This is a genomic window from Stenotrophomonas sp. Steno-C15 (assembly GCF_056393265.1).
On the sequence record NZ_JBWJPF010000019.1, the window covers coordinates 50,167 to 73,200 of the forward strand.

General features: G+C 66.9%; 18 protein-coding genes. 8 read left to right on the plus strand and 10 right to left on the minus strand.

The genetic code is table 11. The features are described 5' to 3' along the window. The first annotated feature begins 9 nt into the window (after window positions 1-9). From ppx to lpxH, 5 genes are all read left to right on the plus strand, one after another. On the plus strand, window positions 10-1,536 hold the full coding sequence (gene ppx / locus AC06FB_RS14295; RefSeq protein WP_053519439.1) for an exopolyphosphatase: 1,527 nt from the start codon (window positions 10-12) through the stop codon (window positions 1,534-1,536). A gap of 292 nt (window positions 1,537-1,828) precedes the next feature. Beyond that, a complete protein-coding gene (locus tag AC06FB_RS14300; protein ID WP_111186885.1) occupies window positions 1,829-4,759 on the plus strand; it encodes a TonB-dependent receptor domain-containing protein in 2,931 nt (976 codons plus the stop codon). 166 nt (window positions 4,760-4,925) lie between these two features. Continuing rightward, a complete protein-coding gene (locus tag AC06FB_RS14305; RefSeq protein ID WP_478053803.1) occupies window positions 4,926-6,071 on the plus strand; it encodes a glycosyltransferase family 4 protein in 1,146 nt (381 codons plus the stop codon). Further along, window positions 6,052-6,591 (plus strand): phosphatase PAP2 family protein, encoded by a 540-nt coding sequence (locus AC06FB_RS14310; protein ID WP_478053804.1) that lies wholly within the window; start codon window positions 6,052-6,054, stop codon window positions 6,589-6,591. Before AC06FB_RS14305 ends, AC06FB_RS14310 begins: the two co-directional genes overlap by 20 nt. A gap of 58 nt (window positions 6,592-6,649) precedes the next feature. Then, complete coding sequence (gene lpxH, locus AC06FB_RS14315; protein WP_053519443.1) at window positions 6,650-7,390, plus strand: UDP-2,3-diacylglucosamine diphosphatase; 741 nt, start codon at window positions 6,650-6,652, stop codon at window positions 7,388-7,390. Window positions 7,391-7,444: 54 nt separating this feature from the next. Here lpxH and AC06FB_RS14320 read toward each other — a convergent pair whose 3' ends face one another. Continuing rightward, the gene (locus AC06FB_RS14320; RefSeq protein ID WP_478053805.1) at window positions 7,445-8,698 is read right to left on the minus strand and encodes a M12 family metallo-peptidase; all 1,254 of its coding nucleotides are present in this window, start codon (window positions 8,696-8,698) and stop codon (window positions 7,445-7,447) included. A 225-nt stretch (window positions 8,699-8,923) separates the two neighbouring features. Between AC06FB_RS14320 and AC06FB_RS14325 the strand changes: the two genes are divergently transcribed. Further along, window positions 8,924-10,381: a DUF2235 domain-containing protein gene (locus AC06FB_RS14325; protein WP_478053806.1), complete on the plus strand. Its 1,458-nt coding sequence runs from the start codon at window positions 8,924-8,926 to the stop codon at window positions 10,379-10,381. A 42-nt stretch (window positions 10,382-10,423) separates the two neighbouring features. Here AC06FB_RS14325 and AC06FB_RS14330 read toward each other — a convergent pair whose 3' ends face one another. From AC06FB_RS14330 to AC06FB_RS14360, 7 genes are all read right to left on the minus strand, one after another. Further along, window positions 10,424-11,248: a ferritin-like domain-containing protein gene (locus tag AC06FB_RS14330; RefSeq protein WP_053519446.1), complete on the minus strand. Its 825-nt coding sequence runs from the start codon at window positions 11,246-11,248 to the stop codon at window positions 10,424-10,426. A 10-nt stretch (window positions 11,249-11,258) separates the two neighbouring features. Next, the gene (gene purF / locus AC06FB_RS14335) at window positions 11,259-12,725 is read right to left on the minus strand and encodes an amidophosphoribosyltransferase (protein WP_065175938.1); all 1,467 of its coding nucleotides are present in this window, start codon (window positions 12,723-12,725) and stop codon (window positions 11,259-11,261) included. 30 nt (window positions 12,726-12,755) lie between these two features. Next, complete coding sequence (locus AC06FB_RS14340; RefSeq protein WP_053519448.1) at window positions 12,756-13,517, minus strand: CvpA family protein; 762 nt, start codon at window positions 13,515-13,517, stop codon at window positions 12,756-12,758. 43 nt (window positions 13,518-13,560) lie between these two features. Next, entirely contained in the window at window positions 13,561-14,571 is a 1,011-nt protein-coding gene (locus AC06FB_RS14345) for an SPOR domain-containing protein (protein WP_253118863.1), read from the minus strand. 81 nt (window positions 14,572-14,652) lie between these two features. Next, window positions 14,653-15,924, minus strand: a complete 1,272-nt coding sequence (gene folC / locus AC06FB_RS14350) for a bifunctional tetrahydrofolate synthase/dihydrofolate synthase (protein WP_478053807.1) — start codon at window positions 15,922-15,924, stop codon at window positions 14,653-14,655. A 45-nt stretch (window positions 15,925-15,969) separates the two neighbouring features. Continuing rightward, on the minus strand, window positions 15,970-16,614 hold the full coding sequence (locus AC06FB_RS14355; RefSeq protein WP_053519451.1) for a histidine phosphatase family protein: 645 nt from the start codon (window positions 16,612-16,614) through the stop codon (window positions 15,970-15,972). Window positions 16,615-16,807: 193 nt separating this feature from the next. Then, entirely contained in the window at window positions 16,808-18,970 is a 2,163-nt protein-coding gene (locus AC06FB_RS14360) for a S46 family peptidase (protein ID WP_164152129.1), read from the minus strand. 335 nt (window positions 18,971-19,305) lie between these two features. Between AC06FB_RS14360 and tdh the strand changes: the two genes are divergently transcribed. Then, a complete protein-coding gene (gene tdh, locus AC06FB_RS14365; protein WP_053520036.1) occupies window positions 19,306-20,328 on the plus strand; it encodes an L-threonine 3-dehydrogenase in 1,023 nt (340 codons plus the stop codon). A 142-nt stretch (window positions 20,329-20,470) separates the two neighbouring features. Here the strand turns inward: tdh and AC06FB_RS14370 are convergent, their stop codons facing one another. Beyond that, window positions 20,471-21,163, minus strand: a complete 693-nt coding sequence (locus AC06FB_RS14370; RefSeq protein WP_065182478.1) for a TorF family putative porin — start codon at window positions 21,161-21,163, stop codon at window positions 20,471-20,473. Window positions 21,164-21,362: 199 nt separating this feature from the next. On the opposite strand from AC06FB_RS14370, the gene kbl reads away from it, so the two are divergent. Beyond that, window positions 21,363-22,571 carry a glycine C-acetyltransferase gene (kbl, locus tag AC06FB_RS14375; RefSeq protein ID WP_065175932.1) on the plus strand — a complete coding sequence of 403 codons (1,209 nt, stop codon included), beginning with the start codon at window positions 21,363-21,365 and terminating at the stop codon, window positions 22,569-22,571. A 105-nt stretch (window positions 22,572-22,676) separates the two neighbouring features. Here the strand turns inward: kbl and AC06FB_RS14380 are convergent, their stop codons facing one another. Next, window positions 22,677-23,012 carry a hypothetical protein gene (locus AC06FB_RS14380; protein WP_065175931.1) on the minus strand — a complete coding sequence of 112 codons (336 nt, stop codon included), beginning with the start codon at window positions 23,010-23,012 and terminating at the stop codon, window positions 22,677-22,679. Between the last annotated feature and the right edge of the window lie 22 nt (window positions 23,013-23,034).

Sequence of the window (23,034 nt, forward strand, 5' to 3'; positions counted from 1 at the left end):
CATTCGCCCATGCCGCATACCACCACGACTCCGCCCGCATTGCAGGATGGCGACCTGCTGGCCGCCATCGACCTTGGCTCCAACAGTTTCCACATGGTCATCGCGCGCTACACGCTCGGCCAGCTGCGGGTGATCGACCGCCTGCGCGAAACCGTGCGCATGGCCGACGGTCTGGATGGCAAGGGGGGCCTGTCGGCTGCGGCACGGCAACGCGCACTGGAATGCCTGGCCCGCTTCGGCCAGCGCATCCGCAATGTCCCGTCGCACCGCGTGCGTGCACTGGCCACCAATACCGTGCGCCAGCTGCGTTCACCGCAGTCTTTCCTGGTTCCCGCCGAAACCGCGCTTGGACATGCCATTGAAGTGGTGAGCGGCCGCGAGGAGGCGCGCCTGATCTACCTGGGCGTCGCCCATGCCCAGCCGCCCAAACCGGGCGAGCGCCGGCTGGTGATCGACATCGGCGGTGGCTCGACCGAGTTCATCATCGGCATGGGCATGCAGACCCTCGAGCGCGAGAGCCTGCAGGCCGGCTGCATTGCCAGCACCCGCCGCTTCTTTCCGGGCGGCAAGCTCAGCAAGAAGCGCTGGAAGGATGCGCTGGCCGAGATCGGTCGCGAGTTCCAGCCCTTCGCCAGCAAGTATCGTGCGCTGGGCTGGCAGGAGGCACTGGGTTCTTCGGGCACCCACAAGGCGATCAGCGAGATCTGCGCGACGATGAAGCTGAGCAAGGGGGCGATCACCGCCGAAGCCCTGCCACAGCTGCGCGACGAGCTGCTCAAGGCCAAGAAGATCGACGACATCGTGCTGCCGGGCCTGTCCAGCGATCGCCGCCCGATCATCGCGGGCGGCATCCTGGTGCTGGAGGCGGCCTTCCAGGCATTGGGCCTGCAGAAGCTGCTGGTCAGCAAGGCCGCGATGCGCGAAGGCATCCTTTACGACATCGTCGGCCGTGCCGGCGAGAACGACCTGCGCGACGAATCGGTCGCTGCGCTCACCCACCGTTACGGCATCGACACCGTCCAGGCCGACCGCGTGCAGGACACCGCCCTGTCGCTGCTGGAGCAGGTGCAGGAACGCTGGAAGCTCGACGCTGACGATGCCCGCATGCTCGGCTGGGCGGCACGCCTGCATGAGCTGGGGCTGATGATCGCCCACAGCGGCTATCACGTGCATGGCAGCTACGTGCTGGAACACTCGGACATCGCCGGCTTCTCGCGGCAGGAGCAGCAGATGCTGGCGGCCCTGGTCCGCAGCCATCGCCGCAGCGTGGGCAAGACCGCGTTCGACGCCCTGCCCGAGCGCCTGCTGCTGACCGCGCGGCGGCTGGCCGCGCTGCTGCGCCTGGCGGTGCTGCTCAACCGTGCCCATGAGGACGCTCCGCTGCCGCCGCTGGAACTGACCGCCGATGACAACCGGTTGTCGCTGATCGTGCCGCAGGCGTTCATCGACGCCCGGCCGCTGCTGCGCGCCGACCTGATCGGCGAGACCGACGGCATCGCCGGCCTCGGCATCCAGTTCCGTCCCTTCGTTGCCTGAATACGCGCGCCTCGGCGTTACATTCGGTGACACTTTGCGCAATCTGGCGGCTTTTCCTGCTGCATCGCGTCAGCCGGTCGTTGGCGGTCCATCCGCGACGGCACCGTAAGCGATTGCTTTTGTTCTTTTTTTGTGAGGATTTGTGACAAAGCGTTAATTTGTTCGACACACCCTCTTTACACAGCATTAACCAACGAGACTACTATCGGGTTGCTGGTCCGGTCGCACGACCTTCCGGCTTCTTCGACGCCCTTTTTGGCGTCCGTTGCACGACCTGAGAGAGAGAGCTCGTATGACTTCACGCACCACCGCCCTGGGGCAGGCGATCCGCTATGCCCTGGCTACCACTGCAACGCTGGCGGCACTGCCCGCGTTCGCCCAGAGCGAAAGCACTGCTTCGCCGACCAACCTGGACCGTATCGAGATCACCGGTTCGCGTATCCGTCAGGTCGACGTGGAAACCGCCCAGCCGGTGTTCGCGATCAGCCGCAACGATATCGAGCGCCAGGGCTTCAGCTCGGTTGCCGACATCCTGCAGAACGTCACCGCGATGGGCAGCCCGGCAATCAGCCGCGCCAACGCGCTGACCGCGGGCGAGAACGCGGGCGGCACCTACATCGACATGCGCAACCTGGGCACGCAGCGCACGCTGGTGCTGGTCAACGGCAAGCGCCTGGGCATCAGCACGTCCGGCTACCAGGACGTTTCCTCCCTGCCGGTGTCGGCAGTGGAGCGCATCGAGGTGCTGAAGGACGGCGCTTCTGCGATCTATGGTTCGGATGCCATGGCCGGCGTGGTCAACATCATCACCCGCTCCAACGTCACCGGCGTGACCGCCAACGTCTACCACGGCCAGTACAGCGAGGGCGACGGCGCGCGCGACCGCTTCGACGTGGTCGCCGGCTGGAACAACGACCGCATCTCGCTGACCCTGTCGGCCGAGCATGCCGAAGAGAAGGGCGTGTGGGCACGTGACCGCGGCTTCAGCCAGTACGGCATGACCGATCGCCACCCGAACGACAGCAGCAACTGGACCACCATCAGCCAGTACGGCCAGTTCACCGGCGTGCGCGGTCCTGGCTGCAATGCGACGCCTCCGGCAGGCTGTGGCTACTCGCTCAACCGTGGCACGGACCCGACCAATCCGGCCAATTACCACCTCACCAACTCCACGCCCTTCACCGGTGACGTGAGCAACGCCAACGACCAGATGCACGTGATGTACCCGGTCAAGCGCGACTCGATCTACTTCGACGGCCGGTTCAAGATCACCGACAACGTCAACTTCCGCACCGAGCTGGGCTACAACCAGCGCGAGTCCACCCGCCAGATCGCGGGCTATCCGCTGCAGTCGAGCACCGCCGGTGTCGGCTCCATGTCGATCGACAGCTACTTCAACCCGTTCGGCAACCAGCACGGCTTCGCCACCCCGACTGCGGTGGCCTGGAACCGCCGCACCTGGGAAGTGCCGCGCGTGACCACCAGCGAGCTGAAGACCTACCGCGCGGTGGCGTCGTTCGACGGCTCGTTCGATATCGGCGAGCGTTACTTCGACTGGGAAGTGGGCTACCAGTACAACCGCAACGAGCTGGAATCGGTGGCGACCGGCAACCTGCACAAGGGTCGCGTCGCGGCCGGCGTAGGTCCGTCCTTCTTCAACGCCGCCACCGGCAAGGTACAGTGCGGCACGGCCGCTGCTCCGATCTCCTACGACGTCTGCAAGCCGTGGAACCCGCTGGTTCCGTACGGCACCACCGCTGCCGATGGCATCTATGGCAACGAAGAACTGCAGGCGTGGCTGTTCCCGGATGAGATCACCAAGGGCCGCACCACCTCCAAGAACTTCTTCGCCAGCATCGCGGGCAGCATCGTGACCCTGCCGGCCGGTGACCTCGGCTTCGCCTTCGGCGTGGAAAGCCGCAAGGAAGAAGGCAAGTACACCCCGGATGCCCTGGCCCAGACCGGCGCCACCACCAACCTCGCGGCTGGCCCGACCGGTGGCGACTACACCGTCAATGAAGCCTACCTGGAAGTGAACGTTCCGGTGCTGGCCGATCTGCCGGGCGCGAAGGAACTGAGCTTCAACGGTGCTACCCGTTTCTCGGACTACAACACCTTCGGCAACACCCTCAACAGCAAGTTCGGCTTCAAGTGGAAGCCGATCGACTCGCTGATGGTGCGTGGCACCTGGGCGGAGGGCTTCCGCGCCCCGACCATCAACGATCTGTTCGGTGGTGGCTCCGAGACCTTCGCGCAGTTCAGCGATCCGTGCGACACCCGCTTCGGTTCCTCGGCCTCCAGCGCCGAAGTCCGTTCGCGTTGCGCCCGCGACATCGCCAATGCCGATACCTTCCGCCAGCTGCGCCAGGGCGGCACTCCGGTGAACACCTCCACCGATGCCACGCCGGTGCCGTTCACTTCCGGCTCGAATCCGCTGCTGACTCCGGAAACCTCGACCAGCAAGACGCTGGGCCTGGTCTGGAGCCCGAGCTTCATCCAGGGCTTCAACGCCTCGCTGGACTGGTGGAAGATCCGCATCGACAACACGATCATTGCCGATACGCCGACCCAGATCCTGCAGGACTGCTACGAAGCAGGCATCGATTCGCGCTGCACGCGCTTCCAGCGTGACCCGGTGACGGGCATCGTGACCAACCTGAAGTTCGGCAACCGCAATGCGGGCTTCATGGAAACCGAAGGTTACGACCTGGATGTGAGCTACCGTCTGGACACCCGGTTCGGCAAGTTCAACGTGAATTCGGCCACCACCTACGTGTCCAGTGCGACCTACCGCACCTCGAACGACAGCTCGATCGTTCCGATCGTCACCAACGGCATCGGCAGCGCCTTCCGCGTCCGCTCGAACCTGGCGCTGGGCTACGATCTGGGTGACTTCGGGGTGACCTGGACCGCGCGCTACTACTCGGGCGTGAAGGAGACCTGCTCCAACATCGGTCTGTATCCGGACGAGTGCTCCGATCCGGGCGTGTATGCACCGTGGTACAAGGGCTCGCGCAACTACAACGAGCGTGGTTCGGTGACCTTCCACGACGTGCAGTTCCGCTACAACCTGCCGTGGGATGCGACCGTCGCCGTCGGCGCCAACAACGTGTTCGAGAAGTCCGGCCCGATCATGTACAGCAAGCCGAACTCCGCGTTCTCGTACTACGGTGGCTACGACATCGGTCGTTTCATCTACATGAAGTACCAGCAGCGCTTCTGATCGATCGCACTGCGACGCTCCACGACCACGGCCCTTCGGGGCCGTGGTTTTTTCTGGCCCCGGCCCCGCCGCCGGCACTCCTGCGCGTCTGTCATGCCTGTGTCGCCAAGCCGTCATGTCGGCTACATCGCCAGGCCCGAGCATGCCGGGAAACCGGAGGCCCGCCATGCGCTATGCCATCGTCACCGAGACGTATCCGCCGGAAGTCAACGGCGTCGCACTGACCGTGCAGGGACTGGAACAGGGCCTGCGGACGGCCGGGCACGAGATCGACCTGATCCGGCCACGCCAGGCCAGTGAAGCGCTGGATTCCGCTCCCGGTACCCTGCTGGTGCCCGGCGCCGCCCTGCCCCGCTATCCCGGGTTGCGGTTCGGCCTGCCGGCCCCGATCCGGCTCGGTCGCCACTGGCAGCAGCAGCGCCCGGATGCGATCTATGTCGCTACCGAAGGCCCGCTGGGCTGGTCGGCGCTGCGTACCGCGCGGCGCCTCGGCATCCCGGTAGCCAGTGGCTTCCACACCCGCTTCGACGAGTATCTGCCCGACTACGGGGTCGCCTGGCTGCAGGCCGCTGCGATGCGCTGGATGCGCCGCTTCCACAACCAGGCCGACGCCACCCTCGTGCCCACCCGCGAGCTCCAACAGTTACTTGCCGAACAGGGCTTCGAGCGCGTCCGGCTGCTGGCCCGCGCGGTCGACAGCCAGCAGTTCGACCCGGGCCGGCGTGACCCCACCCTGCGCGAGGAATGGGGCATCGACGGCAACGGCCTGGCAGCGATCTACGTTGGCCGCATCGCCGCCGAGAAGAACCTCGGACTGGCCGTGAAGGCGTTCCGCCGCCTGCAGCAGATACGGCCGAAGGCACGCTTCGTCTGGGTCGGCGACGGGCCCGCACGGGAGAAGCTGGCGCATGAGAACCCCGACTTCATCTTCTGCGGCATCCAGCGCGGCGAAGCGCTGGCCCGCCATTTCGCCAGCGGCGATCTGTTCCTGTTCCCCAGCCGCAGCGAGACCTTCGGCAACGTGACCCTGGAAAGCATGGCCAGCGGCCTGGCCACGGTGGCCTTCGATTACGGCGCGGCGCGTGAGTACCTGCGCAACGGCGAGAACGGTGCCGCCGTGGACAACGACGAGCAGTTCGTCGAAGCGGCCGTGCAGCTGGCCAGCGATGACACGCTGCGCCGCGAACTGGGCAGCCAGGCCGCACGGGCGATGAAGCGGCTGCATCCGCAGCAGGTGGTGGCCGAGTTCGATGCGCTGCTGGCCGAGCTGGCGAACACCCGGAGGACTGGCCATGCGCACCACGCCGCTTGAACTGCTGCGCGGCAGCGAAACACGCCTGTGCCGGCGGGCGAACCACTATTGCCGGCGCCGCCGCGTGCGCCGTCTGTTCTCGATCATCAGCCGGCTCGGCGACGGCGTGTTCTGGTACGTGCTGATGGGTGTGCTGGTGGCGATCGATGGCTTCGACGGGCTGCGCGCATCGGTGCACATGGCCGCCACCGGCCTGGCCGCGCTGCTGCTGTACAAGGGCCTCAAGCGCTGGACCCGGCGCCTCCGCCCGTATGCCGCGGATCTGCGCATCCGGGCCTGGGTGGCCCCGCTGGACGAGTTCAGTTTCCCGTCCGGGCATACCCTGCACGCGGTGTCGTTCACCATCGTGGCGTTGGCCTATTACCCCTGGCTGGCGCCGCTGCTGGTGCCGTTCACCCTCGGCGTGGGCCTGTCGCGGGTCGTGCTGGGCCTGCATTACCCCAGCGATGTGCTGGCCGCCACCGGCATCGCCGCACTGCTGGCGTCGGCCAGCCTGGCCTGGCTACCGCTGCCGGTGTGATGCGCTCGCCGGCCATGGCCCGGCGCTACCGGTATCCGCGATGACCTAGAATGCAGGCATGACCACGCTGTTCATTTCCGACCTGCACCTGGACCCGAGCCGTCCGGAAATCACCGACCTGTTCCTGCGTTTCCTGCGCGAACAGGCGCCCGGCGCGGACGCGCTGTACATCCTGGGCGATCTGTTCGAGGCCTGGATCGGCGACGACACGCCCTCACCCGCCGCCGATGCGGTGGCGGACGCGTTGAGGACGCTCGCCGACAGCGGCGTGCCGGTGTACTTCATCCGCGGCAACCGCGATTTCCTGCTTGGCGAAGACTACGCACGCCGTGCCGGTCTGCGCATCCTGCCCGACCCGTGCGTGATCGAGCTGTACGGCCGTGCGGTGCTGCTGCAGCACGGCGATCTGCTGTGCACCGACGACATTCCCTACCAGCAGTTCCGCGCGCAGACGCGCGATCCGGCATTCCAGGCGCAGTTCCTCTCGCAACCGCTGGCCGCACGCATTGCCTTCGCACAGAAGGCCCGTGAAGCGAGCCAGGCACGGCAGTCGGAAATGAAACAGGGCGATCGCGCGCAGTTCGAGACAGTGACCGACGTGGCCCCGGCCGAAGTGGAGGCCACCTTCATCCGTCACGGCGTGGACACCATGATCCACGGCCACACCCACCGCCCTGCAATCCATGCGCTGCAGGCCGGCGGACGCAGCTGCACCCGCATCGTTCTGGGTGACTGGTACGAGCAGGGCTCGGTACTACGCGTGACCCCACAGGGCTGGACGCTGGATTCGCTGACCTGAGGCCCGCCCATCCACGGCAGCGCACGACCCCGGGTCGTGCGCCCCGAGTACCGGTTACCGGAAGCCGGCGATGGTGTGCTTGGTATTGACCAGCACGCGCTGGTTGTCGGCGGTGCTGGCAGTGCCCATCGGGATGCCGTTGTAGCTGATGTTCGGATTGGACCAGTAATTCAGGCGCGGGCAGCTGCGGGTGCAGTTGTACGCCATGATGGTGCGCCAGCCGGTACCGCTGGACGGCTCATATCGATAGCCATGGCCATAGGCGTACGGCGACGTGCTCGGATCGTTGGCGAGATCGTGCCGCGCGCTCTGCAGGTGGCCGATCTCGTGGGCGAACGAGTAGTAGCCGGTCGCGCAATCCCAGTACACCGCCGCGAACGCGGTGGATGCGCTTGAGCCGATGCCCGAGGCCAGGCCGCAGTACGACGCGTTGTTGATCAGCAGCACGCCGACATCGGCCGTGTAGGTATTGCGGCTGCTGTGGATGCTGTCCATGTAGCCGTCGCTGGTGCCGCGGAAACGTGCCAGATCGGTATTGAAGTCGCCGGATTCGCTGTAACTGGTGGTCTCGTAGCGGGCCAGCTGCAGCGTCAGGCCGACATTGCTGTTGGTGTAGCCCTGGTTCGACTCGGCGACCGCCAGCTGCACCAGCGACTGCATGTTGCCGCCATAGGCGGCGACGGCGGCATTGGTGGCCACCACCAGTACGCGGATGGTCGCCGGCGTTCCCGAAGACGCCTGGGCAATGCCGATGCGGTCATCGGCCGGCAGCGGAATCTTCGGCAACTGGTTGTAGTCGGCCGGGTGGTCGGCCGGCATCCGCGATTCATCCACTTCCACCAGGACGTGGCGGTTGCCGAGCGGACGCAACCGGTAGAGTTTGCCGTCCTTGCGGATCGAGCCGGTCAGCGTGTCGCCGGAGCGGACCAGGATCACCGAATTGCCAGGGTCATCCTGTCCATTGGAGGTGGCCGCCTGCAGCCTGCCCGACGCGGAGCGGAGCTGGCCGTACCAGACAGAGCCGCCGTCGGGCAGCGTTTCGATCTTGCTGCGTACCGCCTGCACCCGCTGGCCAAGCAGCTCGAACTCCAGCTGCGGCTGCGCGGTGGCAGCGGCATCGACCCGCACCTCCTGCACAGCGGCCGTGGACGGCGTCGCCAACAACCGGCCCAGCGCAGGTTCACTGCTTGCCGATGCACGACTGAGTACCGTCACCGGCTCGAACAATGGTGCAGCACCGGCGGCCGCAACCACCGACATTCCCAGCAACAGGCCACCCGCCGTCTTGCCAATCGATCTGGACATCATTTCGTCGCTCCTTGAATGAAGTGAACAGCAGTGATGCAGCACGACCCGTTGTGTCGGGTCCGGCCATCTGGCCTGCGCAGGTCGTGTGAATTCAATAGGCGGTGGGAATGAGAATCTGGATCTGTGATCGATCGCATCTGCGTTCAGTCAGGTCAAGAGCGTCGCTACACTTCGCCAACACGCCGCTTTCGCGCTACCGTGACGTAGCCACGACGGGGAATGCACATGGCACCAGCGCAGGACACCCATGACGATGCCGCCGTGCTGCGGATTGGTCTGTTCTTCGATGGCACCCGCAACAACGCGCACAACCTGGCGCGCGGACACGTCCAGGTGCCGCAACCCCGCCCTGCCGTGCTGCGCGCCGACGATGATTCGACCTATCAGAGCCGGCTGACCAGCAGCTACGACAATGGCCTGACCAACGTCGCACGGCTGCACCGGTTGTATCCGGACAGCCGCAAGGAGACGCTGCCGTTCCCCTCGCTGGCCATCTACGTGGAAGGGGTGGGCACCCGCGATGATGCCGAAGACGATCTGCTGGGACTGGCCTTCGGCATCGGCGCCAGCGGTGTGCGTGCCAAGGTCGAGCGCGCGCTCAACGAGCTGTTGCCGGCAGCATTGACCAGCATGTCCGCGCGCTGGCACAGGCCCGTGCAGGCCGTGCAGCTGGATCTGTTCGGATACTCGCGCGGGGCGGCGGCGGCGCGCGATGCCGCCAACCGCTTGCAGGCCTGGGATACGGCCCGCTGGCAGCAACTGCTGCAGGACGCGGGGCTGGCGTGCGCCGCCGGCTTCGCGCCGGCACGGCCGCTGCTGCGCTTCATCGGCCTGTTCGACACGGTCGTCGCCGTAAGCGGGGGAAGAGCCGATGAGCGACCACGCGTCGCCCTCGCCGCCGACATCGCCGGACGTGTCGTGCAGCTGGTCGCGCGCGACGAACATCGCCAGCACTACCCGCTCACGCGGGTGGCCGCAGCGCACGTGGAGATCGCACTGCCCGGCGTGCACGCCAACATCGGCGGTGGCTACAACCAGACAGAGGAAGGACCGAAGCTGCTCAGTCGCCCACGCCGGCAGCAGCTGCGCCGGCCAGGCGTGGCCGACTACCAGGTCCCCCCGCTGGCACAGCTTCAGGCCACGACGGTGTACGCCGAGGCGCAGGCGGATGCCGAACGCTGGCGGCAGCAGCTCGGGCTGGGGGAAAAGGAAGTGTGGGTCGATGTCTGGCACCAGTGGCAGCAGCAACGCCGCGCCGGCAGCCGCAGCGTGCTGCTGTCGCCGGTGTTGTACGTCACCGCGGCAGTGGTGCTGCGTCGGCGCATCGACTGGCGTTACCAGCTGGTGGCCCTGCAGGTGATGCAGCAGCAGGCCATCGCCGCCGGCGTACGCTGGCGCGCAGATGCCAACGCGGTTGCCGGCTGGGAACTGCCCGAAGCACTGCTGCCGATCGCGCGCCGGCTGATGGCCGGCCAGGCCCTCACCCCGGCCCAGGAAGCACTGCTGCGCAGGCGCTACCTGATGCAGTCGGCACACTGGAATTTCGACGCTCTGGGCGATACCGCGCTGACCTATGCGGCCGATGCCGGCGTGAGCGAGCTGCCGTATCGACCCGGTCCCGGCCTGTTCTACATCAACCGCCCCACCGTGGATGGCAAGCGGGTGGTGCTGCCGAACACATGAGACGCACCCGCGCAGGGCGGGACTGGGCTCCCGCGTTGCCGGTCAGCCGGCCTGTTCGACCAGGTTGGCCAGTTCGTCGGCATCGAAGCCCGCCAGCAGGCGGGCTTCCAGGTTGAACGGACCATGCAGGTAACCGCCTGCGAACTCGACCAGCAGTGACTTGAAGCGTGCGCGCGGTTCAACGCCGGCACGTTCGCAGTACCAGCGGTACCAGCGCGAACCTGCGGCGACGTGCGCCACTTCCTCGCGCAGGATGATCTCCAGCACATCCGCGGTCTCGCCATCGCCGACGTTGCGCAGCTTGTCGATCATGCCCGGTGTCACGTCCAGGCCACGCGCTTCCAGTACGCGGGGCACCAGCGCCATGCGTGCCAGGCCGTCATGTGCGGTCTTCTCGCACATCTCCCACAGGCCGTTATGCGCAGGGAAGTCGGCGTAGTCGTGGCCATGTGCCAGCAGGCGCTCACGCAACAGCATGAAATGCCGCGACTCGTCATCGGCACAACTGACCCAGTCGGCATGGAAGGCTGCGGGCAGGCCTCGGAAGCGATACACGGCATCCCAGGCCAGATCGATCGCATTGAGTTCGATGTGGGCGATGGCATGGATGAACGCGGCGCGCCCTTCCACCCCACCGAGGCCACGCCGCGGCACCTCGCGCGGATGGACCAGTACCAGGCGGTCCGGCCTGCCCGGCATCCGGATCGGCTCCGGTGGCGGCGCATCCACCGCCACCTTCAGCCGCCCCGCGCGGAATGCCGCGGCATGAGCCTGGGTCAGGGCCACCTTGCGCAGCGGATCGGCTTCTGCAAGGCACTGCTGCGCGGCACGCAGCAGGTCGCCACCGACGTCGGCCAGCTCGACCACGCCCTTGGCCTCAGGCGCGGCGCTTGTGCTTGGCGTCGTCCGAACGCAGTTGCTGGATGCGCTCGAAATAGCCCGGTTCGATGCCGGTGGGATAGTGGCCGTTGAAGCAGGACGAGTCGAAGTTGCGCAGTGCGGGGTTGCCCTCGCTCACGGCCGCTTCCATGTCTTCCAGATCCTGGTAGATCAGCCAGTCGCAGCCCAGGTGGGCCTCGATTTCTTCCACGCTGCGGTTGTGCGCGACCAGTTCTTCGGCGGCCGGCATGTCGATGCCGTAGATGTTCGGGAAACGCACCGGCGGCGCGGCACTGGCCAGGTAGACCTTGCGTGCGCCCGCATCACGGGCCATCTGCACGATCTGCTGGCTGGTGGTGCCACGCACGATCGAGTCGTCCACCAGCAGCACCACCCGGTTGCGGAACTCCAGGTGGATCGGGTTGAGCTTGCGCCGCACCGACTTCACCCGCTCACCCTGCCCCGGCATGATGAAGGTGCGGCCGATATAGCGGTTCTTGATGAAGCCTTCGCGGTACTTCACCCCGAGCACGTTGGAGATTTCCAGCGCGGCATCGCGCGAGGTGTCCGGAATCGGGATGATGGTGTCGATGTCGTGGTCCGGGCGCAGGCGCAGGATCTTCTCGCCCAGCTTGATGCCCATGCGCATGCGCGCCTTGTGCACCGAGACATTGTCGATCATCGAATCCGGGCGGGCGAAGTACACGTACTCGAAGATGCACGGCGTATGCTCGGCCGGTTCGGCGCAGATTTCCGAGAACAGCTCGCCACGCGCGGTGATGACCAGCGCTTCGCCCGGCTGCACGTCGCGTACGCGCTGGAAGCCGAGCACGTCCAGTGCGGCCGATTCGGAAGCGACGATGTACTCGTCGCCCTCGGCATGGCTGCGCTTGCCCAGCACCAGCGGACGGATGCCATGCGGATCGCGGAAGGCAACCAGTCCCAGGCCCAGCACCACGCTGACCACCGCGTAGCCGCCCTTGCAGCGACGATGCACCCCGGCCACCGCGCGGATGGCGGCTTCCGGACTGAGCTGGCGCTGCTGTTCCAGTTCGTAGGCGAACACGTTCAGCAGCACTTCGCTGTCCGAATCGGTGTTGACGTTGCGGCGGTCCTGCTCGAACACCTGCTGGCGCAGAGCCTCGGTGTTGATGAGGTTGCCGTTGTGCGCCAGGGCGATGCCATACGGCGAATTGACGTAGAACGGCTGCGCCTCGTCCATGCCTTCCGAACCGGCCGTGGGATACCGCACGTGGGCGATACCGACGCTGCCCTCCAGGGTGGACATGGTGCGTGCGTCGAACACGTCGCGGACCAGGCCGTTGGCCTTCTGCACCCGCAGGCGGCTGCCGTTGGCGGTGGCGATGCCTGCCGCGTCCTGGCCGCGATGCTGGAGGACGGTCAAGCCGTCATACAACTGCCCGGCGACGTTCTGGTTGCCGACGATTCCGACGATGCCACACATGGTGCGAGGTCTCCGCTGGGCTGTGCCCAGTTACAAGGAAGGTGGCCGTGCCTGGCCTGGGGTCCCGCCCGCGGCAGGCGCGGGCCGGGCCGGACGCGCGGGCGCCGGCTCGATGTTGCTGGGCAGTGTGGGGGCCGGCCGGGGCTCCCGCTCCACGTCCACGGGCCGCGGCCATCCGCCGCCCGCCACTACCTCGTTGAGAACGCCATTATCGCCTGTCGGCGCCGGCTTGCCCAATACCTGCGAGGAGGTGGGGGCATTCTCGAGCAGGGGCAAGGGCAGTGCCCCCGGCAGCAGGCCGTCCAGTGGCAGCGCCTGTGGCAGCATGCCGTCCAGCTGCGGCAGCTGGGCCTGCATCCAGGCCACCGCCGGCTGCAGCAACGGCCGCACCTGCGACTGCTGCCATGCCGGCTCAGCCGGCAACGCGGTGAAACCGGCCAGCAGCAACAGCACGCTGGCGAAGAACAGGCCGCGGACCAGGCCCAGGGCACCGCCCAGCAGGCGATCCACGCCGCCCAACAGGGTCAGTTTGATCGCTGCCTTCAGCAACAGCCCGACCAGCCCGACCGCCACCACGGTGAGCACGAACACCCCCAGATAGCCGGCCAGATAGTGACCCGTGCCGGGTGGCTGGGGCGCCGCCCACCAGTGCGATGCCTCGTTGCCGAAGGTGAACGCCATCCAGCCGGCCAGCAGCCAGGACACCAGCGCGACCACGGTGCCGACGAAACCGCGGATGAAGCCGAACAGCACCGACGCACCAATCAGCACGCCCAGCACGATGTCGATCACGCTGCCCGCTCCTGCCGACGACAGCGGCGGACAGCGCGCGTGATCACGGGTGCGGTCGGACCATGCCGGCCACGCCGACCTTGGCCGCCACCTGGGCCTTCAGCTGCTCGGCATCGGCGCGGTTGGCCACCGGCCCAACGCGCACGCGATGCAGGGTGCCCTTTTCGGTGCGGACCTGCTCGACAAAGGCACTGAATCCGGCAGCGCGCACCTTGTCGCGCAGCGCGTTGGCGTCGTTGGCCTGGCCGAACGCCCCCAGCTGGACCGCGAAACCAACACCGCCCGCCGCCGGCGCGGCCGGGGTTTGCGGTTGCGGCTTTGGCTCGGGCTTGGCGACCGGCTTCGTCGCCTCCGGCGTCGCCGTTGCCTTCGGTGCTTCAGGCTTGGCGACCGGCGTGCTGGGCGGCAGGCTCTCGCTGCGCACCGGGTTGCCCGTGGCCGACGGCGTGGACGCCGCCGCCGGGGTGCTGGCCGACGGTGCCGCCGGCGCCGGAGCAGCGGCGGCCGGTGCAGCCGCAGCTGCGGGCGCATCCAGCGTGATCACCTCGGCATGGACGTCGGAGCGGATCTTCACCGCCTGCAGGCGGGCCGCCTCGGCCTGGGCGCGATCGGCATACGGTCCGACGCGCACGCGCCACGCCTGCCGGCCGTTGATGGTCGCCGCCTCGGCAAAGCCCGGCAGCTGCGAACGCTTCAGATAGGCGATCACCGCATCGGCGTCGGCCTTGCTGCCATAGGCGCCGAATGTCACCGCATAGTTGCCGGCAGCCACCGCCGGCGAGGTGTCCACGGTCGGCGGCGTGGCGGGCGTGGCTGCGTCCTGCAGCGGTGCGGCCTGCCCACTCTGCAGGCCGGTGGCCCCCCCGGCCGGGGCGACCAGCGGCAGCTCACGGGTCTCGAACTGGCCGTCGGCGGGCGCATTGGGCGCTGCGATCGGCACACTGGCGACGCCACTGTCCGGCGCCGGCCCCTTCACCAGCATCGGCAGGAAGATCACGGCGAGTGCCACCAGCACGATGGCACCAATCAATCGCTGTTTCAGAGGCGTATCCACGTGAGGCAGGCAACTGTCCGGGGGTTGCGGTCGATTATACGGGTGCCGGACCGGACGGCGTCGGCGTTGGCTGAACGTGGATCAGGGCGCGGGCTGCAACCACTGCAGGGCCGCAGCGGCCGTGTGGAACGAACCGAATACCAGCACGCGGTCGCCTGGCTGGGCCTGCGCCAGCACCTGCGTCAGCGCCTGCTCGACAGTGCCGGCCAGCCGTGCGGTGACCGCAGCGGTGCCGTGCAGGCGTGCCTGCAGCTGCTGCCCGCTCTGTCCGCGCGGACCCTCCAGGCCGGCCAGCGTCCACTCGTCCACCACATCCTGCAGCGCCTGCACCACGCCTTCCGCATCCTTGTCCTGCAACGCGGCATAGACCGCCAGGGTCCGGCCCGGGACAGCTTCGGCCTTCAGCGCGCGTGCCAGCTGGCCAGCCGCCTGCGGGTTGTGACCCACATCGACCCGCACCTGCACGCCATCACGATCGAATGCCTGCAGGCGGCCGTTGATGCGGGCAGCGGCGATGCCAGCCGCCCACGCCGCGCGTGGCAGCGGCCGGTCCAGCGCGCGCAGCGCGGCAATGGCCGCACCCGCATTGGCCAGCTGGATCGGACCGGCCAGCGCGGGGGTCGGCAGTTCCATGCGCAGGCCGACATCGCGCCAGCGCCAGCGCTGGGCATCGATCGGCTCGTAGAAGTAGTCGCTGCCGCCGCGGATGGCGTTCGCGCCCAGCAGATAGGCCCGTGCCAGCACGCTCGACGGCGGGTCGGTCTCGCCCAGGATCACCGGTTTCCAGCCGCGGATGATGCCGGCCTTTTCCGCACCGATCGCTTCACGGTCCTCGCCCAGCCACTCGGCATGGTCGATGTCCACTGTGGTGATCACGGCCACGTCGGCGTCGACGATGTTGACCGCATCCAGGCGCCCTCCCAGCCCGACTTCCAGTACCGCCAGGTCCAGCGCTGCCCCCGCGAACAGCTGCAGGGCGGCCAGCGTGCCGTACTCGAAGTAGGTCAGGGTGATGTCGCCACGCGCAGCTTCGACGGCATTGAATGCCGCCACCAGAGCGGCATCCTCCGCCTCCTGCCCATCGATGCGTACGCGTTCGTTGTAGCGCAGCAGGTGCGGCGACGTGTAGGCCCCCACCTTCCAGCCTGCAGCGCGGCCGATGGCCTCGATGAAGGCGACCGTGGAGCCCTTGCCGTTGGTCCCACCGACCACGATGGTGCGCTTGGCCGGCGCGCCCAGTCCCATCCTCGTGGCCACGGCGCGGACGCGCTCCAGGCCCATGTCGATCGTCGCCGGGTGCTGGCGTTCAATGTAATCCAGCCATTCGGCCAGGGTGGTCGGCAGGTTCGTCACGGCAGCGGTTCCAGCAGAAGCAGGGTGGTTCGATGTGGACAGGGATCAGAGGGCGCGGTGCTTGGCTTCGCCGAAGAACGGGGTGTGGTGGGCGCAGTCGTTGAGGCGCACGACCTCCAGGCTCTCCAGGTCCGGACCTTCAAGCAGGTTCAACGTGGTCGGTGCCTGGCGGAAGGTCCACAGCCGCGACAGCGGCAGGCCCAGCACCCTGCACAGGATCACCCGGTTGACGGCATCGTGTGCGACCACCAGCAGCGTGTCGTGCTCCCCGAGGCCCTCGCTGGCGCGTGCCAGGCCGCGCCAGCTGCGCTCGAGCACCAGACGCAGCGACTCGCCGCCCGGCATCAGCACGGTATCGGGTTCCTCACGCCACGCCTTCAACCGCGACGGGTCCTTCTCGTTGATCTCGCTGGCCAGCAGGCCTTCCCACTCGCCATGGGCGATTTCCTGCAGATCCGGTTCGGTCTGCAGCGTGCCGGCACGGTCGGCGCCGAGGGCCAGCTGGGCGGTGCGCTGGGCGCGCGACAGCGGCGAGGCCACCGCACGGGTGATGTCCACGGATGCCAGGCGGGCGCCCAGCGCCTGGGCCTGGGCTTCGCCGATGGGCGAAAGCGGGATGTCGATCTGGCCCTGGTAGCGGCCTTCGGCGTTCCACGGGGTTTCGCCGTGGCGGGCAAGCAGGATGCGCATGCGTGCAAGGAGTCCTGGGGGGAGGAGATGGCCGCGTTTCGTTCACATCCTGTGAAGTACGCGGAACAGGGATGATACCTGTTCGGCGCATCGCACCGGTCGGGACATGAAAAAACCCCGCGACGGGGATCGCGGGGTTTCGGGATTGCAGACGGATTCCGCCGGGCATGGCCCGGCGGCGCCAGCATGAACCTTACTGCGCCAGGTTCAATTCCTTCAGCAGCTGCGGCGCGGGGGCCACTTCCTGCATGATCCACTGCATGTAGCGGCTGTCCACCGCGATCATGCGGGTCATCACCGGGTCGAATACCCAGTTGGAGCTGACCGATTCCCAGTTGCCGTCGAAGGCCAGGCCGACCAGCTTGCCGTGCGCATCGAGCACCGGCGAACCGGAGTTGCCACCGGTGATGTCCAGGTTGGACAGGAAGTTCACCGGCACCGAGCCGATCCGCTTGTCCTCCAGGCCGCCATACCGCTTGGCCTTGACCGCATCCAGCAGTGCCTTCGGCGAGTCGAACGGATCGACGCCGGTTTCCTTCGCCGCAACGCCTTCCAGCGTGGTGAACGGGGTGTACTGGACACCGTCCTTGGCATAGCCCATGACATTGCCGAAGGTGATGCGCAGCGACAGGTTGGCATCGGGGTAGACGAACTCGCCCTTGCTCTTCTTGTAGTCCGCCACCGCCTGCAGGTACAGCGGACGGGCCGTCAGCGATTCACCTTCGCGGATCTTCCTCTGTTCTTCCTGCTTCAGCAGGGCCGGCATCACGGCCACGGCGTACTGGATGGCCGGATCGGTGCTGGCCTCGAAGGCAGCACGGTCGGCCTTGAACCACTTAAGGCGTGCATCGAGGCTGCCCAGCCCGGTGCCGGCCAGCTTCTTCACCAGGCCGTTGACGGCCCCGGCATCGCTGCCGCCCAGCCACTGGTTGAGAACCTCGTTGTTGCGCTGTGCCGCCGGCAGCGCGACGTACTGGTCCAGCCAGTACTGCTGCAGCTGCTGGTCCATGCTGGCGACGTAGCGACGGTCCATCTGGCGCAGATTGCCTTCCAGGGTCGGCAGGTCGCGCTCCTGGTAACCGGCTTCACGCTCGGCGTCCGGCTTGGCGCGTTCGATCGACAGACGGTACAGCGACAGCGCGGCGCCCACGGCCGAGGTGTTGTTGAACTGGCCGACGAACAGATCGCGCTCACGGGTGCTCTTGCTGGTGTCCAGGTGTTTGAGCAGCTGGGCGTGAGCGGCCAGGGCCGGCTTGCCGGCTGCGCCCTGCTGCTTCAGCCAGGCCAGCACGGCGGCTTCTTCGGCCCGCTTCTGCCCGGCCGCATCGATGCGCTTGAAGCCTTCCAGCTGGCCGACGTAGTTCTTGGCCACGTTGTTCATGCTGGCCGCCGTGTTGGCGTACTTGACCTTGACGTCGGCGTCGGCCTTGCCGGCCTTGTCGATCAGCGCCAGCACTTCGTTGTAATGGCGGGCGATGGTCGGGTAGGTGAACTCGGCGGTTTCATTGAATTCGCCGGCCAGCGCATAGCGGTTGGTGCGGCCCGGGTAGCCGGCCACCATCACGAAGTCGTCCGCGCCCAGCGGCTGGTCGGCGAACTTCAGGAAGTGCTTCGGCTGGTACGGCACATTGTCGGCCGAGAACGCGGCCGGCTTGCCATCCTTGCCCACGTAGGCGCGATAGAACGAGAAGTCGCCGGTGTGGCGCGGCCACATCCAGTTGTCGACGTCGCCGCCGAACTTGCCGACGCTGCCCGGGGGCGCATAGACCAGGCGCACGTCCTTGATTTCCATGTTGCGGAACAGGCGGTAGGTATTGCCGCCGGAGAAGCTGTACAGGCGGCAGCGGAAACCGGCGTCGGCTTCACAGGCGGCGGTCTGGGCCTTGTCGAACGCTTCCAGCGCACGGGTGCGGGCCAGCGGGTCCTTGCCGGCGGCGGCGATGGCGGCCTTGGCCTGGTCGGTGACGTCGGTGATCCGGTCCAGCACGAACACGCGGGCGTTGGGACCGGCGCTGAGTTCGTCCTTCAGGGTCGGCGCGTTGAAACCCTCCTTGATCAGGTTCTTCTCGGCGGTGGAGTTGAGCTGGATCGCGCCGTAGGCACAGTGGTGGTTGGTGACCACCAGGCCCTGCGGGGAGACGAAGCTGGCGGTGCAGCCGCCCAGCGCCACCACCGCGCCCATCGGGTCGCCGGTCAGGTCGGACAGCTGTTCCGGCGACAGTTTCAGGCCGGCCTTCTGCAGCGGGCCGGCGATCTCCGGCAACTGCTGCGGTACCCACATGCCTTCGGCGGCATGGGCGACCTGGACCAGCCCAAGGCTGGCGACGACGGAGAATGCAAGCAGGTTCGAGCGCATGGAGCGGCCCCTGGTAGTGGAACCTTCGATTGTAGCCCGCCCCCCTGCCCTGTCCCGAACCCCGGAAGTCATGGCCCCTGGACCGCCGGGCATGGCCCAGCGCTACCCGCACGATTTCCCGATGGCGCGGGACCATGCCACGCGAGCGAGAGCCGCCCGATTTCCCGGCAGCGCCGAGCCATGCCCGGCGAGCACGCCGGTCACGTTCGAAACGCCCGCCGGCGCACGCCTTTCGTTCCGCCAGCGCGCCCGCAGCGCAACATTGGAATTCCGCGCAGACCTCTATAATCCGCGCTTTCCCCCTGATGAGTTCCACCCCGATGGCGCAGCAAACGATGAAGGCCCTGGTCAAGCGCGAAGCGGCCAAGGGCATCTGGCTCGAAGAGGTCCCGGTGCCGACCCCGGGCCCGAACGAAGTCCTGATCAAGCTGGAAAAGACCGCCATCTGCGGTACCGACCTGCACATCTACCTGTGGGACGAGTGGAGCCAGCGCACCATCAAGCCGGGCCTGACCATCGGCCACGAATTCGTCGGTCGCATCGCCGCGCTTGGCTCGGCGGTGACCGGCTATGAGGTTGGCCAGCGCGTCTCGGCCGAAGGCCACATCGTCTGCGGCCACTGCCGCAACTGCCGTGGCGGCCGCCCGCACCTGTGCCCGAACACCGTCGGCATCGGCGTGAACGTCAATGGCGCCTTCGCCGAGTACATGGTGATGCCGGCCAGCAACCTGTGGCCGATCCCGGACCAGATTCCGTCCGAGCTGGCGGCTTTCTTCGACCCGTACGGCAACGCCGCGCACTGCGCGCTGGAGTTCGACGTGATCGGCGAGGACGTGCTGATCACCGGCGCCGGCCCGATCGGCATCATCGCCGCGGGCATCTGCAAGCACATCGGTGCGCGCAACGTGGTGGTGACCGACGTCAACGACTTCCGCCTGAAGCTGGCCGCCGACATGGGCGCGACGCGCGTGGTCAATGTCACCAACACCTCGCTGAAGGACGTGATGAAGGAACTGCACATGGAGGGCTTCGACGTGGGCCTGGAAATGAGCGGCAATCCGCGCGCCTTCAACGACATGCTCGACTGCATGTACCACGGCGGCAAGATCGCCATGCTCGGCATCATGCCCAAGGGTGCCGGCTGTGACTGGGACAAGATCATCTTCAAGGGCCTGACCGTGCAGGGCATCTACGGCCGCAAGATGTACGAGACCTGGTACAAGATGACGCAGCTGGTGCTGTCCGGTTTCCCGCTCGGCAAGGTGATGACCCACCAGCTGCCGATCGACGACTTCCAGAAGGGCTTCGACCTGATGGAAGAAGGCAAGGCCGGCAAGGTGGTACTGAGCTGGAATTGATCACTCGCGCCTCCGGCGCGACTGCCTGATTCCCCCGCATCTCACTTTGTCCCCGGCCGTTGGCCGGCCCACAGAGTGCCCGACGCCAGACACGAAAAAGGCACCTCCAGGGGTGCCTTTTTCGTTTGATGTCATGCGCCGCTTACTGGCCTACCGCCACCGTGAACACCACCCGGTTGTCGGCCAGCTTGCCGCTGTTGTCGCGGCCGTTGCCGTCGGTGCCGTAGTAGCCCAGGCCGAGGGTGAACAGACCCCAGGTACGGGCCACGCCAACGTTCCAGTCGGTGTAATCCTTGGCAATGCCCTTTTCGAAGGTGCTGCGGCCGACGCTGGCGCTCAGCGTGAAATCCTGCGGCAGGCCCCACTCGCCGCCCAGCGCGTAATACCAGCCATCGGTGCTGCTGTTCCACACGTCGTTGCTGTAGGCCACCGTCAGCTTGTAGGTGTCATCCAGCGTGGTGGTGGTGATCAGCTCGTTGTAGTTCAGCTCGCTGGCGCCGGGGTAGGTGTAGCGGTTCAGCAGCACATCGAAGTTCACGCGCTCGGTGGCGTCGACGCCGTAGCCGATCTGGTAATCCACTTCGACGCTCGGGTCGCCCGGGCCGAAGTCCACGCCCGATCCCCAGACACCGGCATACAGACCAACCGGGCTGGTATAGGTGAAACCGGCCTGCAGGGTGGGATCCTCATCGGTCTGCGACACACCACGGAACAGGTAATCCGACACGGCGGTAACGTTCCAGCTGTACGGCGATTCGCTGTCCTGGGCGCTGGCGGCAAACGGGGCCAAGGTCAGGGCGGCGGCAAGGGCGAGGCAGGCATGAGCGTGCTTCATGGTCGTCTCCGGTGGGGGGCGGTGGCGTGCAGGGCAGTTGCGGGAACCGGAGCCAGAACGGGCCGGTTCACGATTTTTTAACCCGTTTGCTATTGCATTGCAACATGTGCCGGCCATGGCGGTGCCTGCCTGCCGCCGGTCGCCAGCCATCGATGCCCGGTAGAATCGACGGTTTCCCGTGCTGAGCCGTGCCCACGCCATGACCGACGCCTCCTCCGCCCTGACCCGCCACTATGCCGAGGAACTGGACGCCATCCGCGCCCAGGGCCTGTTCAAGTCCGAGCGGATCATCACCAGTCCGCAATCGGCCGAGATCACGCTGGCCGATGGCCGCAAGGTGCTGAACTTCTGCGCCAACAACTACCTGGGCCTGGCCGATCATCCCGACCTGATCCAGGCCGCCAAGGATGCTCTGGATACCCACGGCTTCGGCATGGCCTCGGTGCGCTTCATCTGCGGCACCCAGGACCTGCACAAGCAGCTCGAGAAACAGATCGCCGATTTCTTCGGCAAGCAGGACACCATCCTGTATGCGGCCTGCTTCGATGCGAACGGCGGCCTGTTCGAGCCGCTGCTCGGCGAGAACGATGCGATCATCTCGGACGCACTGAACCACGCATCGATCATCGACGGTGTGCGCCTGTGCAAGGCCAAGCGATTCCGCTACGCCAACTGCGACATGGCCGACCTGGAAGCGCAGCTGCAGGCCGCCGACGCCGCCGGCTGCAGGACCAAGCTGATCACCACCGACGGCGTGTTCTCGATGGACGGCTTCATTGCCCCGCTGGACGAGATCACCGCGCTCGCGAAGAAGTACAACGCGCTGGTGCACATCGACGAATGCCATGCCACGGGTTTCCTTGGCGCCACCGGTCGTGGCTCGGCCGAAGTGAAGGGTGTGCTGGAAAAGATCGACATCATCACCGGCACTCTGGGCAAGGCCATGGGGGGCGCACTGGGCGGCTTCACCTGCGCCAGCGCCGAAGTGATCGAACTGCTGCGCCAGCGCTCGCGCCCGTACCTGTTCTCCAACTCGCTGCCGCCGCATGTGGTCGCCGCCGGCATCAAGGCCTTCGAGATGCTGGCTGCCGCCGACGACCTGCGCGACCGGTTGGCCGAGAACACCGCGTACTTCCGCGGGAAGATGACCGCCGCCGGCTTCGACGTGAAGCCGGGCGTGCATCCGATCAGCCCGGTGATGCTGTACGACGCACCGTTGGCGCAGAAGTTCGCCGAGCGCCTGCTCGAGGAAGGCATCTATGCGATCGGCTTCTTCTTCCCGGTGGTGCCCAAGGGACAGGCACGTATCCGCACCCAGATCAGCGCCGCGCACAGCCGCGAGCAGCTGGACCGCGCGATCGACGCCTTCTCCCGCATCGGCGTCGAGCTGGGCGTGATCAAGGGTTGATCGCCCCGAGGGGCAGCGCCGGGCCATGCCCGGCGGTTTCCCGACAGCCGCGCCATGCGCTCGCCGGGCACGGCCCGGCGCTACCGGAATGACGCGCAATGCGCGTCATTTCTTTTTCTTCTTGTCCTTCGGCTCATCCTTGCTGGCCACCACGACCGGCTTGGCGGCAGCGTCCTGGGCATTGCCACGGGCGACGCGGATGCCATTGGCCTTCATCCATGCATCGAACTCGTCGGCGGTCATCTTCCTGTCGCCGTCGCTCATCAGGAAGCGGTAACTGCCGCGACCATCCAGTTCCGGGGTTTTCACTTCCACCACCGGGGTTTCGGCAGGCGTTTCCGTCTTGGCCATTTTCTTGTGGCCACCGCAGGCGGCCAGCAGCACGATCGGCAGCAGCAGGCCGGCACAGCGCAGGGTTCGATTGAGGGACGAGTGGTACATGGGCAGGCTCCGTTCGGGATTT